Annotated in this window: 11 protein-coding genes; 6 read left to right on the forward strand and 5 right to left on the reverse strand. The window is 35.5% G+C overall.

Annotated features, from left to right (window positions below):
* Positions 1-178 precede the first annotated feature (178 nt).
* The 4 genes from tsf to rplM form a co-directional block, all read right to left on the reverse strand.
* Complete coding sequence (tsf, locus tag ABWO41_RS07615; protein ID WP_353135892.1) at positions 179-1,015, reverse strand: translation elongation factor Ts; 837 nt, start codon at positions 1,013-1,015, stop codon at positions 179-181.
* Between the two features lie 106 nt (positions 1,016-1,121).
* The gene (gene rpsB, locus ABWO41_RS07620; protein WP_353135895.1) at positions 1,122-1,934 is read right to left on the reverse strand and encodes a 30S ribosomal protein S2; all 813 of its coding nucleotides are present in this window, start codon (positions 1,932-1,934) and stop codon (positions 1,122-1,124) included.
* An 18-nt stretch (positions 1,935-1,952) separates the two neighbouring features.
* Positions 1,953-2,339 carry a 30S ribosomal protein S9 gene (rpsI, locus tag ABWO41_RS07625; protein WP_353135898.1) on the reverse strand — a complete coding sequence of 129 codons (387 nt, stop codon included), beginning with the start codon at positions 2,337-2,339 and terminating at the stop codon, positions 1,953-1,955.
* A gap of 16 nt (positions 2,340-2,355) precedes the next feature.
* Complete coding sequence (rplM, locus tag ABWO41_RS07630; RefSeq protein ID WP_353135901.1) at positions 2,356-2,799, reverse strand: 50S ribosomal protein L13; 444 nt, start codon at positions 2,797-2,799, stop codon at positions 2,356-2,358.
* 352 nt (positions 2,800-3,151) lie between these two features.
* Here rplM and ABWO41_RS07635 point away from each other — a divergent pair, with 352 nt between their 5' ends.
* Positions 3,152-5,953 (forward strand): TonB-dependent receptor plug domain-containing protein, encoded by a 2,802-nt coding sequence (locus tag ABWO41_RS07635; protein ID WP_353135904.1) that lies wholly within the window; start codon positions 3,152-3,154, stop codon positions 5,951-5,953.
* Between the two features lie 203 nt (positions 5,954-6,156).
* On the opposite strand, the gene ABWO41_RS07640 is transcribed toward ABWO41_RS07635, so the two are convergent.
* Positions 6,157-8,286 (reverse strand): leucine-rich repeat domain-containing protein, encoded by a 2,130-nt coding sequence (locus ABWO41_RS07640; RefSeq protein ID WP_353135907.1) that lies wholly within the window; start codon positions 8,284-8,286, stop codon positions 6,157-6,159.
* A gap of 393 nt (positions 8,287-8,679) precedes the next feature.
* On the opposite strand from ABWO41_RS07640, the gene glpK reads away from it, so the two are divergent.
* The 5 genes from glpK to ABWO41_RS07665 all read left to right on the forward strand — a co-directional run.
* Positions 8,680-10,170, forward strand: coding sequence for a glycerol kinase GlpK (gene glpK / locus ABWO41_RS07645; protein WP_353135910.1), 1,491 nt, complete (start codon positions 8,680-8,682; stop codon positions 10,168-10,170).
* Between the two features lie 6 nt (positions 10,171-10,176).
* Positions 10,177-10,902 carry an MIP/aquaporin family protein gene (locus ABWO41_RS07650; RefSeq protein ID WP_353135913.1) on the forward strand — a complete coding sequence of 242 codons (726 nt, stop codon included), beginning with the start codon at positions 10,177-10,179 and terminating at the stop codon, positions 10,900-10,902.
* Between the two features lie 123 nt (positions 10,903-11,025).
* Positions 11,026-11,568: an RNA polymerase sigma-70 factor gene (locus tag ABWO41_RS07655; protein WP_353135916.1), complete on the forward strand. Its 543-nt coding sequence runs from the start codon at positions 11,026-11,028 to the stop codon at positions 11,566-11,568.
* Positions 11,569-11,641: 73 nt separating this feature from the next.
* Complete coding sequence (locus tag ABWO41_RS07660) at positions 11,642-12,781, forward strand: FecR family protein (protein WP_353135919.1); 1,140 nt, start codon at positions 11,642-11,644, stop codon at positions 12,779-12,781.
* Between the two features lie 163 nt (positions 12,782-12,944).
* Positions 12,945-15,370, forward strand: a 2,426-nt coding sequence (locus ABWO41_RS07665) for a SusC/RagA family TonB-linked outer membrane protein (RefSeq protein WP_353135922.1), incomplete at its 3' end; no start/stop codon positions are given.

Genomic DNA, 15,370 nt, shown 5'->3' on the forward strand with positions numbered 1-15,370 from the left:
TAATTTCAGTAGAATTCTTTTGTACTTCATCAAAAGGGTGATTTTGGCAAAAATATAAATTTATCTGCGTAATGGGGAATGATATTTGGTTTTAATCCATGATTATCAATAAACATAAATTGTAAGAGCATAAAAAAGCCCCCATGGATATGGAGGCTAAATTTAAAAGGTACTAAAATTAAGCACCTAAAGCAACTCTTTTGAATGCAGTAACAGTTAAACCGTTAGAAACACCATTTAAGAAAGCTTTGATGTCTTTAGAAGAATCTTTAACGAACTCCTGGTTCAATAAAGTGTTTTCTTTATAGAATTTGTTTAATTTCCCAGCAGCGATTTTTTCAACCATTTCTTCTGGTTTGCCTTCTGCTCTGATTTGTTCTTTAGCAATTTCTAATTCTCTTTCAATAGTTTTGGAATCAACATCACCTTTATCTAAAGCAACAGGATTCATTGCTGCAATTTGCATAGCAACATCTTTACCTGCTTCTTCACCACCATTAACAACTGCGCTTAAGCCAACCAATACACCTAAACGGTAGTTACCGTGAATGTAAGGAACAACTTGCTCAGCTTCGATAGTTTCGAATTTAGAAACACCAATTTTTTCACCGATTTTACCAGTTTGGTCAATAATTAAATCAGCAATTTTATTTCCATCTAATTCTAAAGCTAATAAAGCTTCTAAATCAGCAGGATTGCTTTCGATTGCTTTGTCGGCAATAGAGTTTGCAAAAGCGATAAAGTCAGCATTTTTCGCTACGAAGTCAGTCTCGCAGTTTACTTCAACCACAATACCTCTTTTTCCGTCGGCAGTTGTTTTTGAAATAACAACACCTTCGTTTGATTCTCTATCCTGACGACTAGCAGCAACTTTAGCTCCTTTTTTACGTAGATAATCGATTGCGGCTTCGAAATCGCCATTAGCTTCAACTAAAGCTTTTTTACAATCCATCATACCAGCGCCAGTTTGTTGGCGTAATTTATTTACATCAGATGCTGAAATTTGTACAGACATTTTGTTCTATTTTTAATTTTTCTTTATAAATGTAAAGGGTTGTTAGTTGTCAGTTGTAGCATAAATCAACAACTAATAACCAACAACCCTATTTATTTAAATCTTATTATTCGCCTTGAGCTTCTTCTGCAACTTTTTTAGATTTTTTTGCAGCTTCTTCTTTAGCTTCAGGAGCGTCTACTTTAGCTTTTGCAGCAGCAGCTTCTTTGTCTGCCTCAGCATCTTTCTCTTGTTTACGCTCTTCTAAACCTTCTTCTATAGCTTTAACAATGATACCAGTAATCAAAGAAATTGATTTTGTAGCATCGTCATTCGCTGGAATAGGGAAATCGATGCTAGAAGGATCAGAGTTAGTATCTACCATTGCGAAAGTAGGGATGTTTAATTTTAAAGCCTCACTTACAGCAATGTGCTCTTTCTTAACGTCGATAATAAATAAAGCAGCTGGTAAACGGTTTAAATCAGCAATACCACCTAAAAGGTTTTCTAATTTAATACGCTCACGTTGAATCATTAACTTCTCTTTTTTAGATAAAACGTCAAAAGTACCATCTTTCGTCATTTTATCGATGTTAGTCATCTTTTTGATAGATTTTCTAACAGTAGTGAAGTTAGTTAACATACCACCTAACCATCTTTCAGTTACGTAAGGCATGTTTACAGATTTTGCTTTCTCTGCAACGATGTCTTTAGCTTGTTTCTTTGTAGAAACAAATAAAACTTTACGTCCAGATTTTACAATTTGTTTGATAGCTGCAGCAGCTTCTTCAACTTTAACTAAAGTTTTGTTTAAGTCGATAATATGGATCCCGTTGCGCTCCATGAAAATGTATTGCGCCATTTTAGGATTCCACTTTCTGGTAAGGTGACCAAAGTGTACACCTGCATCCAATAAGTCTTGATAAGTTGTTCTTGCCATTGTTGTGTCCTCCTAAAATTAACGTTTACTGAACTGGAATCTCTTACGAGCTTTAGCTCTACCTGGTTTCTTACGCTCAACCATACGGTTATCACGAGTCATTAAACCTTTAGCTCTTAAAGCAGGTTTTCTGATAGGATCTAATTCAACAATTGCTTTAGCGATCGCTAAACGAACAGCCTCAGCCTGACCTTTAATACCGCCACCTGCAACATTTACTTTTACATCATATTGACCAGAAACCTCAGCAACGATGAATGCTTGGTTTACGATATATTGTAATGGAAGCGTTGGGAAGTATTCTGTATAATCTTTACCGTTAACGGTAACTTTGCCATCACCCTCAGTTAAATAGATACGGGCAACCGCAGTTTTTCTTCTTCCAGAAGTGTTTGTAACTGACATTTGATTTCTCCTTTAATTAAAATTTAACTTCTACAGGGTTTTGTGCTGCGTGTGGATGCTCATTACCTGCATAAACATACAAGTTTTTGAATAAAGCTCTGCCTAAGCGAGTTTTAGGTAACATACCTCTAACAGCTTTTTCAATAATTCTCGTAGGGTGTTTTTGTAATAACTCTTTTGGAGAAATAAAACGTTGACCTCCTGGGTAACCAGTGTAACGAACATAAACTTTGTCGCCTAGTTTGTTACCAGTCAATTTAACCTTGTCTGCATTAATAACAATCACGTTATCGCCGCAGTCTACGTGTGGGGTGTAGCCTGGCTTGTGTTTACCTCTAATCACTTTAGCAATGTTAGAAGACAAGCGCCCCAAAATCTCGCCCTGAGCGTCAACAATAACCCATTGTTTGTTAACGGTCTTTTTGTTGGCAGAGACAGTTTTGTAACTTAACGTATTCACTTGCTTGATATTTAATTATTTAATAAAAATTATCTTTCCTTAAAATAAGGAGTGCAAAGGTATTACAAATCTTTTTAATATTCAAATAGTTGGAGCGATATTTTTAGTGAGCCAGGATTTGTCGAGACATAACCCTAATATTATTCTACCCTGATTCGGAACTTCTTCGGGAAGATAGGGGTATTTCTCGAAGGAGTCTCGAAGAAGCCTCGAAGAAAAGTGCCGGAAAGTAGGCAAAATCTAGTAAGTACTGGTAAAGTTAAGCAAAATCAGGAAAAGGAGAGTATTGAGGTGATTAGGTGTCGAGTAAATATTTACCTTTAGGGTTTTATTTTTATTTTAACAATAGATTATGCTTGCTTATAAAGTTGTGTTTCGTTGTCTTTTGATAATATGTGTAGTAACCGTTAATAAGCGTGTTTACTCCTATACTCCGGATAATAAGTTAACAGATTCGCTATGCATTGATAACTTTTGGAATTTTGCTCCCGAAAATATTAGAAATAACATTACTCCTGACAATATTGTAAAAGGAGAGGAATTGAATAATGCTTTGCCTAAAAACTGGGCCGAATCTTTAATGGGCCGTGTAGCAGGGCTTAAGGTAGTGGGAACCGATATGGGGGCCCTATCCAGGGCTAATATTTTGTTAAGGGCAGGACAATCCCTTGAAGGAACTGAAGAAGCGTTAGTTATTGTTGATGGTATCCCGGTACGTGAAAATTGGTTGCCGGGAAGCTACGGGAATATCCTTTCTGATATCAGTGCCGATGATATCGACCGAATTGAGATTCTTAAAGGCCACGCTGCGGTTGCTGTTTTTGGTGCTGAAGGTAAAAACGGAGCAGTATTAATATATACTAAGCAGGCAGAAAAAATAGCAAAGAAATTCTCTGTCCGGTTTAATTCAAATAGCACAATGGAAAATGTGAACCATTGGATAGACCGGCAATACGAATACGGACAAGGCGTTTCGGGAGAAAACTATTACTCATTTTTAAATTCGGAAGACGGTAATTCTACAAGCGGTACCCGACAGGATTGGGGAGCTAAATTTGCCGGTCAGAATTTTTATCAATATGATCCTGCAACAAGAGGGGCAGGAAATGCTCGAACGCCCTGGGTACCTTATAAAGATAATATTAAAGATTTCTTTAATACCGGAATGACTTTGACGAATAATATATCATTGGAGATCGGGGAGAATATTGTAAAGACAAGAATCTCTTATACAAATGTAAATAATAAGTGGATAGTCCCTAATGATGGTTATTCCAAAAATAATTTAGCTCTCTCTTTAGCTGTTAATCCTATAAAAAGGTTAACCATAAGTTCTCTGGTAAGCTATTCCTTGACTAAATCTGATCATTTATCTAGAAATAGCCTAATGTCTAATTTGCATCATTTGTCTTCGAATATGGATCTGAATTGGTTTAAAGATTATTGGGAACGTGGAAAAGAAGGGGAACAGCTTTTTTATCCATTCTCTAGTTCTTTGGTGAGTCCATATTTTTTTAATGACGAAAATTATACAGGATTGGATCGTAAGAGATGGCGGGGCGATATAAAGGCACAATATAATATTGTCAAAGGTCTTTCTTTGATGGTAAGGGCAAATCTGGACGATTTAGGGTTGGATGAAAATACATATTCGGCAACTTCTCCGGTAGGGGCAGGAATCTATCGTTCTGAAAGTTTTTATAAACTGAAAAATAAGCAACAGGGCGGAGATGCTTATCTGGTTTATCAGAGCAATATCGGCAAAATTCATTATACAGGTGCTTTTGGAGCAAATACTTCTAAACATAAATATTCTACAGAAAAACAAACTATTCAGTTTGAAATACCTATTTCCTTTTATACTTCTAAAGTAGAAAATAAACAGCATGCTTACTATATGTATGGCTCTGTGGGGTACAGTAATTGGGGCGATCTGAATATTTCGTACAGAAAAGATAAATATGCTTATAGTTTAGATCCCTCTTACTTGTCGACGTTTGTAGTTGGTGGAACTCTACGTTTTGCAGACTTGATTAATCTATCCCAAATCAATCAACTGAATTTAAAATGGGGCCATTCTCAATATATGGTTAGTAAATTTTTGTTCAACAATGAACTCAACAAAAACAGAACCAGCGAAATTGGCATGGATATCGGTCTTTTTAAGAGATTAGACTTTGGCTTCTCAACCTATTTTGGAAAAGAAAAGCGCACTATCCATTATATAGGCCTTGTTCCTCCCAATATTCCTCTTTCAGTCGAAGTTGGAAATTTAAAAAACCGCGGATATGAAGGGTATTTCAATTTTAAGACCCTGCAAAGTAAGAATATAAATGTGGATCTATATGGGGTGTTTTCCTACACAAGTACCCGTTGGCATGCAGCAAACGGTCAAAATGTACCAAGAGAATTTTTAAGTCATCTTTTTGAAAGAGGTTATGGTGTGATTTCTTCCCGTGATGGAGAGCAGATCAATCAGATTTATGGTAATAGTTTTAAAAGAGCTCCGTCTGGTGAAATTCTGTATTATGACTACTCGACAAATCCCACCATTTCAGGACTCCCTATAGTGGATAACGACAGCTATAAAGAATTTGGCAGCAGTTATGCACCTTATCAGGCAGGACTTGGAGCTGGATTAAAAATAAAGAATGTAAATTTTAATATTCTTTTTGATGGAAGTTGGGGAGGTCATGCTTTCTCGCTTACCCATGCTGTTTTGGCTACAGAAGGTAAATTAAGTAAAACCTTGAAAGGTCGGGAAGAGGGAGTGATTGGGGATGGTATTGTCGAAACAGGAGGTACTTATAAGCAGAATACAACCCCGGTGCCTGCTCATTTATATTATAATACATTTTATTCCATGCAAAATACCGAGGCGAATGTATTTAGTACCGATTATATAAAGTTACGGGAAGTAAGGTTGGATTATACTCTTAATAAGTTTAGAACGGGAAATTCATTTGTTAAGAATATGAGAGTGGGAGTTTATGCAAGAAACCTTTTTGTGCTGACAGATTGGCCGGGATATGATCCGGAGGTGTCAACTACTGTTATTGATAATTCAGGAAATCGAAAAGTTGTGCTGGGTTATGAAACAAATCAGTACCCGTCAACCAGAACATTGGGCTTGAATTTATCTGTTGGAATATAAGATTTATAGAGTATGTAGTTTCTAAATAACGGTTTGACTGATTAAATGGCGTTGAAGACTCCGGTTTATGAGCTCATCCTGATAGTTAGGGCTAAAACTCTCGTTTTAAGCTTGTACTCAAAATAATGTAAGATTATAAAACAAGTATTTTAAAATATTAGCGACAATAAATGCACTAAAGATACTTCAGAGAGTAAATCAATTTAATCAAATCTTGGGTTGCTTAAGGTATCATACTTGTAAAGCGATTTATTAGAAATTGGATTGTTGCTAAAACCAAACTTTGTAAGCGTCTTATGGTTAAAAAAAGCTTCTGGTATCTCTTTAATAAGATTATGGCTAACATTTAAAAAATTTAGTTTTGGCATATTTGCCAATTCAATTGGGAGTTCTGTGATTTTGTTTCTTGAAATGTCTAGGCTCTGCAGTGTTTGTATCCTACTTACGGCTTCAGGAATTTCTGTGAGCAAGTTGCTGCCTAAATTTAAATTTTGGAGTTTTTTTAATCGATTAAAATCACTCGGTAATATCTCAAGTTGATTGATTCCTAAATTTAAAGACTCTAAGTTCTCAAGCTTAGAAATCCCATTGCCTACATTCATAACATTTGCAGATACCGCTGCCAGATAATATATCTTTTTGCATTCTCCTATTTCATTTGGGATAGTTTCTACTTTAGAATTAAAGAGACTTAAATAGGATAAAGTTTTTAGTTTGGATATTTCTTTTGGAATATATTTGATATTTGTGTCTAAGGAAATATTGACTCCATACTTTAAAAAAGTACTATAAGTATGTGACCGATTGGTTGTAATGTATATTGGTTTCGGATAATTAGCTAATGCGTTACAAATAGCTGTAAAAGAATAATTCGGACATCGGTTTAATATTATACTGTTTAACGCGTTAAAATTTGATATTTCGTTTGATATTGATTTTATAGGGTTGCGGGATAAGTCAAGCGTTTTTAACTTTTTCAGGTTTTTAATTTCGGTATTTATCAGCCTAATTCTGTTTCCTTCTAGGCTCAGGTAAGTCAATTCTTTTAGCTCATAAACAAAAGCGGGCACTTCGGTTAATTGCCTATAGGAAAGGCTGAGTGATCTTAATTTCGGAAAACTGCTTATGATTTCTAACGAATAATTTTTAATGTATTTATTGGTACTTAAGTGTTCTAAGTTTTTCAAACTGGTATAATTTGCTGGTAATTTTTTTATTTCTGTATCGCCAATATTTAAAAATCTAAGCTTTGTCAGTTTGGTAATTTCCTCGGGTAATTGACTGATTTTGGATTGATATAAATTAAGGACCTCGAGATTTTTTAATTTAGAAAAATTTTGAGGCAAATCTGTAATTTGTGTGGCACTTATATCAAGTTCCTGCAAGCCTTCTATGGTTGTAATCGTTTCCGGTATTTTAGTTATTCCTATGTTTGATATTTTGAGTGCCTTTAATGATTGCAATTTGTTAAAGTCGATGTTTAGTAAACTGTCGCTAAGGAAAGTTTTGGGATTGGGCCCGGTAATTTCTAATGTCTGAAGTGATGGAATAAGGCTCAAATATTCTGCTTTGAGGTATTTATGAGCCGTTAGTTGCATTTCTTCTAATGTATTTAGACGGTTAACGTCTTTTGTTATAGAAATATAGTTGCGGGTAAGATCCAGTTTTTTTAAACCGGATAGTACATATATTTCTTTTGGTATCTGAGTCAGCTTGTTGTCTTTTAAATTCAGCTCTTCCAGATTTTGGAGTTTGTTAAATGAAAATGGAAACTCGGAAACATAGTTACTAGAGAGGTCTAATACTCTAAGCTTTTTTAGCTTGCCGATACTTTCGGGTAATGCGGTAATATTGCAGGAGGGAAGTTTTAATACTTCAAGATTCTTCTGTTCGCATATTTTTCTAACTATTTCCGAGGATAAACTCTGAAAAGGTCCATAACTACGGCTTTTTTCTACATGTTTTAAGTTTTTAAGAGAAAGTATTTTCATCCAGACATTGTGGTTGATAGAATTTACTGCAACTCCAGCAATTTTATCTCTGACACTTAAAGGGATTTGCTCGAGTGAATCAATAGAAACATATATTTCGGTTAAATTTGGCAGGCTATTTAGAATGGGTAATTCTTTTTCTAAATCGATCCGATTATCAAATAACTTTACAACTTTTATATCTTTGTTTTGAAATGAATCAATAGGTAGTTCCCGAAGTCTTAACCCTGATAAATCTACTATTTCATTTCTGTTTATGATTTCTTTGTCTCGCTGTTCTTTTTTACACAGATTAACACATCCGTTAAGAAATAATATAAAAATAAATGGAAATGCTTTCATTAAATTAATATCATTGGATTAAGATAAATTTAGGAGATTTAATAAAGGTTTGAAAATAGAAGAGATATTTATATTTGAAGATTAGCTGCCTTAGGTAAGTTTAATTCTTGTCTTATAGTCATTTCTTATGGTAAGTAAATTCGATTTATTGTGCCTATTGGTGTAGTCTGTAATTTTTATCTCTTCAAATTAAGTTTCGCTTCTGAAATCTATGTATTATATCCGAGGGAAAGATCTTAATCAGAACCAATTATAGATTTGTATAGTTCCGTAAATAATTTCTTTTTATTTCTTTTTGTTGTTTTTGTGTTTCTTTTTGTAGATTAGTCCTGTTATTTGGGAAGAACGTTAGGGCCAGATTATAAACTATTAAACAACAAGCTTTTATAAATAATGAGTAAATATGTCTTGTCCTTAGATCAGGGAACTTCGAGTTCGAGAGCTATCGTGTTTGACAAGAACGGAAAACAGGTTGCGGTTTCACAGAAGGAATTTGAGCAGATATATCCAAAATCTGGATGGGTAGAACACAATGCATTGGAAATCTGGGAAACTCAGTTGGCTGTTACTAAAGAAGTTCTGAAAGAATCCTCACTCTCTGCCAAAGACATTGCAGCAATTGGAATTACAAACCAAAGGGAAACAACGCTGGTTTGGGATAAAAAAACAGGGCTTCCTATTTATAATGCTATAGTTTGGCAAGACAGGAGGACAGCCGGTTTCTGTGAGCAGCTTATAGATGAAGGTAGAGAAGAAGTCGTTAGGGAAAAAACGGGGTTGAAAATTGATGCCTATTTTTCGGGGACTAAATTGAAATGGTTGTTGGATAATGTTGCAGGGGCAAGGCAAAAAGCTGAAAACGGCGAGCTGTTATTTGGGACAATTGATACATGGTTGATTTGGAAATTGACCAATGGGGCTGTTCATGTTACTGATGTGACGAATGCATCCAGGACTATGCTTTATAATATCTCAACTTTACAGTGGGATAATGAACTTTTAAGTCTGATGGATATTCCGAAATCTGTCCTTCCAGAAGTTAAATCATCCAGTGAAGTATACGGAGAAACTGTTTCGACGCATTTTGGAGACAAAATAGCCATTGCTGGCATTGCCGGAGATCAGCAGGCTGCGCTTTTTGGACAGCTTTGTATAAAACCGGGAATGGTTAAAAATACATACGGGACAGGTTGTTTCATGTTAATGAACATTGGCGATAAACCAATTATTTCTTCTAATCAGTTACTAACGACTATTGCATGGAAAATAAAAGGGAAAGTTGTTTATGCATTGGAAGGAAGTGTTTTTATGGCAGGAGCAATCGTTCAATGGTTAAGAGACGGTTTGGGAATTATAAAATCATCGTCTGACGTAGAAGAACTCGCATTGAGTGTTGATGGTAATGGAGGTGTTGTGGTGGTACCCGCTTTTACAGGATTAGGAGCTCCTTACTGGAATTCAAAAGCTAAAGGAACAGTCTTTGGATTGAGTCGTGGCTCTACCTCTGCTCATATTGCAAGAGCGGCACTTGAAAGTATAACCTACCAGGTAATGGATGTTCTTAAAGCGATGGAAGCCGATTCTAAAACCGATATCAATGAATTGCGTGTAGATGGTGGTGCTGTCGTTAATAATCTTTTAATGCAGTATCAATCAGATGTTTTGGGATGTAAAGTCGTAAGGCCAGAAGTCAATGAAACAACAGCTATAGGAGCGGCGTATTTGGCAGGCTTGGCTGTTGGCGTATGGGGCAGTATAGAAGAAATTCAAGAACAATGGCATATAGAAAGAATTTTTGAACCTGAACCATCAGAAACTATTGGAGAAAATGTTAAACAATGGCATAAGGCCGTAAAGGCAGTTAATATTTGGTCAGAATTGTAATTAATTATGAATCAGTTTTTCGCAGAATATATAGGTACACTCTTAATGATTCTCCTGGGTAATGGTGTTGTAGCAAATGTTGTACTCGCCGGAACAAAGGGCAACGGTGCCAATTGGATGGTGATTACAACTGGATGGGCTTTGGCTGTTTTTGTTGGTGTGGTTGTGGCAGGACCATATAGTGGTGCGCACTTAAATCCAATCGTAACATTATCGTTAGCATGTTTAGGTAAATTCGAATGGAATTTATTTGCCGGCTATGTTACGATGCAGCTTCTGGGAGCTATGAGTGGAACCCTGCTTGTTTGGCTAATGTATAAAGACCATTTTGATAAAACGGAAGACGAAGGGGCTAGAGCTGCTTGTTTTTTTACGATGCCGGCAATTTCAAATATATTTCGGAATCTGTTAAGCGAGATTTTAGGAACTTTTGTATTAATTTTTGTAATCTTCAATTTTACAGATGCCGGAATAAGAGGGACAAGCTCGGTTATTGGTTTAGGGTCTTTAGGCGCATTGCCGGTGGCATTTTTGGTTTGGGCCATAGGGCTGTCTCTTGGCGGAACTACAGGGTATGCGATTAATCCAATTCGTGATTTTGGTCCCAGGTTATCTTATTTTATAATTTATGGATTTAAGAAGCAATATTTTAGGTCTTCTTATGCTTGTGTCCCGGTAATTGGGCCTTTTCTAGGAGGATTGCTGGCAATATTGATTTTTATGCAAGTTTAAATAAGAACAGGTGTTAATATTTAGATAACATCTTGTTAATTTAAAATAGTTTGTTTTGGGCAGATTTAGATAAATAAATAAAAGCAACGGTTTGTTTTTTCGGATAATTAAATAAGGCTTTTTATGTACGAATGTTCAGACGAGAAAATTATTGCGTTCTTAAAGGATGACGATAATACCGGGTTAACCCTTATTTTTAAGAAATACTGGTCGTCATTGTTTATGGTCGCATACAATGTTTTTCAAGATAAAGAAGCTTGTGAAGATATTGTGCAAGAAGTTTTTTTAAAAATTTGGGAGAAGAGGAGAAGCTTAGAAGTAAAAACTTCCTTAAAGGCATATTTATATGCTTGTGTTAAATATGAAGTTTATAGACAGTTAAAGAAAGATCAGTCAAAACAATCTATAAACGAAGAACTGGTAAATACTATTGAAGGATATCAGGGAATTGATAATATAGAATATAAGCAGCTTATAGAAAACGTATCTTTTATAGTGAATAGCCTTCCTCCAAAATGCCGTGAAATCTACCAGTTAAGCCGTAATGAATCTCTTTCGCATAAGGATATTGCGAGTAAAATGAATATTTCTACAAAAACTGTAGAAAATCATATTACAAAAGCATTAAGACATCTCAAACTTAATTTAGAGTCCTTTTTTTTGTAAATAATAAAAAAAAGAAAAAAAGGAGTAGGGGATAACAGCCGGTATTTACTCTTAGGATTAAATACCAGTTGTTTTGATAAATAAATCAGAAATATTAGAACTTTTAGAAAAGTCTTTACAAGGCAAATTAAGTCAGGAAGAAGAAAAGCACCTTGATTATTTGTTATTAAAGGATGGGGATGTTCATGAAATCCCTTTCGAAGATGAAGCTGAAAGAGAGGAAATAGAACATAGACTTTTACAAAAAATACATCAATCAAAAAATAAGAATAAAATAAGGGTTATAAAGAAATATCTGGTAGCCGCGACCATTTCAACCTTCGCTCTGGCTACAGGAATACATTATTATTTCTCTTCAAAACAACCTTTGGAAATTTCTAAAAATTCGAGAGTAGAGAAAAAATCGGATATTAATCTTGATCAGCCAGTATTGACGCTATCAGATGGCACAAAAGTCAATTTAAATCAAACAAACAGCGGAGTTCTCACCACTCAGGAGAATGTTGAAATCATTGGAAATGAGGGCTTACTTTCATATTCTAAAAATTCAGCAGATCATATCGTTCGCTCTCAAACAGTATACAATACTTTAAAAACTCCAAATGGGGTGCAGTATCATCTTGCGCTTTCAGATGGGACCAGAGTGTGGTTAAATGGTAACTCTGAAATAAAGTTCCCCGTACTTTTTAATGGAGAAGAAAGGGTAGTTGAACTTTCGGGGGAGGCTTACTTTGAAGTGGCAAAGACGAATAAACCATTTAAAGTTAGCACAGACAATACTGTTATTCAGGTATTAGGAACCCATTTTAATGTAAAAGCGTATAAAGACGATACAAATGTGAAAACAACACTTCTGGAAGGTTCTGTAAAAGTGGCCAGTTTGGGTAAAGAGAAGATTCTAAGACCAGGACAAGAAGCAGTGTGCTCTGGTTCGGATATCTTGATCCACCAGGTAGATGTAGAACTTGCTGTGGGATGGAGAAACGGATTGTTTACATTTAATAATGAGCCTTTAGAACAGGTAATGAAGCAAATCTCGAGATGGTACAATATGGAAGTAATTTACTCTGGGGTAAAACCGCAAATTCTATTTACCGGAATTATTCCAATCAGAGACAACATACAAAAAGCTTTAATGCCGGTAGGAGAAGCTGCCAGTTTAAGTTTCGACATTAAAGTAAATAAGATAATAGTAACCAAAAATAATGACTAACCAAAAAACAGAAAGAAAGCATATGAAGTAATATTAACCAATATAGAAGGAGAATGAAAACTACCCCGGATGGCGACCAGGGGTAGTAGAAAATCGGTCTTCTACGATTAAACTCAAGCTAAGAGAAAAAGAACGTATTAACCTTAAATAAAAAAATAAATGTATGAAACAAAAAATGCATTTAAAAATTCCTTTGCTTTTTTTTAAGCAAAAGGTATTGCCTGTAATAACAGGGAAACCAAGAAGTAAAGCCTTAAGAAACATGAAATTAACAGCAGTAATTCTCTTGTTGGCAACTATGCAAGTTGGCGCGTCGTCGTATGCACAAAAAGTTAGTTTGACAAAAAGAAACGCTAGTTTGGTAGATGTTCTAAAAGAAATCAGGAACCAAACAGGTTATTATTTCATTTATACAAATGAAGTACTGGAACATGTAAAAACTATTAACATTGATGTAAAGGATAAAGATCTTAATGAAGCATTGAAGGATCTTTTGACTGGGCATGGGTTGAAATATTCTATTAAGGACCAGTCTGTTATTCTTAAAGTTGATGACGCTAAAAATCAACAGAATGATGTCATTACTGTGAGAGGTAAAATTGTCGGTAGCGACGATAATCAGCCTGTAATAGGTGCTTCTATAATGGTTGCTGGAAACAAATCTTTAGGTACTACTGATGTTAACGGAAATTTTAATTTTAAAATAAATAAAGGCACCGAAGTTACATTTTCCAGTATTGGATTTGTCGCTTTAAAGAGAACGTTCATTAATAACGAAAACAATGTTACTATTGCTCTAAAGATAGATAATAAGGTCTTAAGTGAAGTTGTTGTTACGGCATTGGGTATAAAAAGGGAGGAAAAAGCATTGGGTTACGCAGTTACTCAGGTTACGGGAGAGCAATTAACAGAAGCGTTATCAAATAACTGGACCGATGCTTTATCAGGGAAAGTAGCCGGGTTAAATCTTGTAAGATCAGGAGCAGGCCCTTCAGGTTCAAATAAAATTATCTTAAGGGGGGAGAATAACTTAACAGGGGATAATGAAGCTCTTATTGTTGTGGATGGTGTAGTAATAAATCAGGGAAGTGGTCGGGCTACTGGTACGGGCCACGGAGCTTATCTTTCAGGAGATTCGCCGGTGGATTTTGGAACAGGTTTAAATGATATTAATCCAGAAGACATTGAAAGTGTTTCCGTTTTAAAAGGGCCGGGCGCAGCTGCTTTGTACGGGCAACGTGGAGCCAACGGTGCTGTGATCATTACTACAAAATCCGGAAAACCCCGGGTAAAAGGGATAGGTATTACCGTTAATTCGAACACTTCATTTCAAACAATTTCAAGATGGCCGGATTATCAATATGAATACGGACAGGGCCTTAATGGGGATGATTACTATTCGTATGGATTAACGGCAGATGGACCAAGTACCAGAAGTACAAGTTCTGCATGGGGGCCTAAATTTGATGGTCAGATGTTTTATCAGTACGATCCAATTTTACATAATGTAGGAGCGGAACGCACACCGTGGGTGCCATATAAAAATAATAGGAAAGATTTCTTTACTACAGGACGAACTTTTACCAATAGCGTGACTTTAGACGGAGGAACTGCTAAAACTTCGGTGAGATTTTCTTTAACTAATGTAGATAATACATGGATTTTACCAAATACGGGATATAAGAGAAATACACTGGCACTTTCTGCTAGTCAGAAGGCGACCGATAAATTGCAAATATCAACCAAAATTAATTATACCAATAAATGGAGTGATAATTTACCATCTACAGGATATAATAATCAATCGATCATGTATTGGAATATTGCATGGGTACCAAATGCTGATATCAATTGGCTAAAAGATTATTGGATGCCAGGTAAAGAAAATATTCTACAGAGTTATCCTTACAGTAGCTATCCGGACAATCCATACCTCATTACAAATGAAATGTTAAATAAATCAAACCGTAATGGGCTTACTGGAAATGTACAGGCGGTATACAATTTTACACCAGAGCTTAGCTTACAGGTGAGAACATCGTTAGATTTTTCATATGAAAGCAGAAGTCAGCAAAGACCTTACGATACGGAGAAGTTCAGAAAAGGAATGTACAGAACACAGGGAATTTATTCTCAGGAAATGAGTAGTGACTTTTTGATAAAATACGATAAAAAAGTAAATGATGACATTAAAATTTCCATTTCTGGAGGTGGTAGTACATTAAAGAATTCCTATGTTAAAGACGAGTTAAGAGCTGATTCACTTTTATATCCTGGAGTATATACATTGGCTAATAAGGCAGGTGTTCTTGAAACTTTACCTTACAGATCTAACTATATCATTAACAGTTTCTATGGACTGGCTACATTTTCGTATAAAGACTATATGTTTCTGGATATTACAGGAAGAAATGACTGGAACAGTGTGTTGGCAACCGCGACGTCTGTAGCAAATACCAGCTTTTTCTATCCTTCAGCTAACTTAAGTTTGGTGCTTTCTGACATGATAGATATGCCAAAGTCTGTTTCTTTAGCCAAATTACGAATTTCTGCTGCACAAGTAGGAAGTGGTTTATTAACGCCTTATAC

It is taken from the genome of Pseudopedobacter sp. (genome assembly GCF_040392825.1).
GTDB lineage: Bacteria > Bacteroidota > Bacteroidia > Sphingobacteriales > Sphingobacteriaceae > Pseudopedobacter.

Coding starts and splice junctions, on each gene's coding strand:
- rpsI (WP_353135898.1), bottom strand. CDS start 2,339: ATGTCAGTTACAAACACTTCTGGAAGAAGAAAAACTGCGGTTGCCCGT.
- ABWO41_RS07640 (WP_353135907.1), bottom strand. CDS start 8,286: ATGAAAGCATTTCCATTTATTTTTATATTATTTCTTAACGGATGTGTT.
- ABWO41_RS07635 (WP_353135904.1), top strand. CDS start 3,152: ATGCTTGCTTATAAAGTTGTGTTTCGTTGTCTTTTGATAATATGTGTA.
- ABWO41_RS07655 (WP_353135916.1), top strand. CDS start 11,026: ATGTACGAATGTTCAGACGAGAAAATTATTGCGTTCTTAAAGGATGAC.
- rpsB (WP_353135895.1), bottom strand. CDS start 1,934: ATGGCAAGAACAACTTATCAAGACTTATTGGATGCAGGTGTACACTTT.
- ABWO41_RS07650 (WP_353135913.1), top strand. CDS start 10,177: ATGAATCAGTTTTTCGCAGAATATATAGGTACACTCTTAATGATTCTC.
- tsf (WP_353135892.1), bottom strand. CDS start 1,015: ATGTCTGTACAAATTTCAGCATCTGATGTAAATAAATTACGCCAACAA.
- glpK (WP_353135910.1), top strand. CDS start 8,680: ATGAGTAAATATGTCTTGTCCTTAGATCAGGGAACTTCGAGTTCGAGA.